Here is a 771-nt window from a genome sequence, read left to right as displayed (position 1 = left end):
GCGACAGTGTTATCGCCGAGGATCTCGCCCCAGGATCCGACGCCGCGGTTGGTGGTGATCGCGATCGAGGTCTTCAAATATCGTTGCGACACAACTTGAAACAATGCTGAAGCCGCCTCTGCCGGTAATGGCAGATAGCCCAGTTCGTCGATCACCAGCAGCGCTGGTCCGGCGTAGAAACGCATGCAGGTGGCCCACCGGCCTTCGATCGCAGCTTTGTGGCAGCGGGCCGCCAAATCGGCGGCGGTGGTGACATAGGTGCGGTAGCCGGCGTGCACCGCAGCCCGGGCTAGACCCAAGGCCGCTCAGTTTGGTGTGCTGCCGGGTTGTCAACCGGGTAGCACGCGCACGCTGATGTGGGTTTGGTAGATGGTCCGGTCGATCACCCCCTTGGCGCGGTGTTTGGAGATTGCCCGTTTGACCACGCGAAGGCTGCTGCGGGGCCGGCGATGTGGGAGCAGGTCAGCGCGCACGGCCCGCCCGATCACACCGACGATATCGACAGTCGCGCCGGTGATGACCCGGCCGCATGGACGAGCTGGTCGCGGGCGGTCTGCAAAGCGACGGTGAAACTGCCCCGGTCCGCGACCATGCCCGGTGTGGCCAGCGCGGTATCGGCGATCGCGGTCCGCAACGCCTGGTAGGTGATCAGCAACGCGTAGACCTCCTGCGCGACATCGTCGGCAGTACGCGCCGAGGGTGTCACGAGAACCGTGTAAGTCCGAAGCTAGTTCGGTACTAAATCTATTCTAGCACAATGGAATTCGGTTC

The 771-nt window shown here is 63.4% G+C and carries 1 protein-coding gene and 1 pseudogene; both read right to left on the bottom strand.

The genetic code is table 11. From position 1 onward, the window contains the following. Positions 1–302: pseudogene (locus A5789_RS30525) on the bottom strand (ATP-binding protein); the annotation flags it as partial. 182 nt (positions 303–484) lie between these two features. After that, entirely contained in the window at positions 485–706 is a 222-nt protein-coding gene (locus A5789_RS37055) for a hypothetical protein (protein WP_064903081.1), read from the bottom strand. Positions 707–771 lie beyond the last annotated feature (65 nt).

This window comes from Nocardia sp. 852002-51101_SCH5132738, assembly GCF_001665695.1.
In the GTDB taxonomy this organism is placed as follows: domain Bacteria; phylum Actinomycetota; class Actinomycetes; order Mycobacteriales; family Mycobacteriaceae; genus Nocardia; species Nocardia nova.
This window is presented reverse-complemented; position numbering and strand designations above follow the sequence as displayed.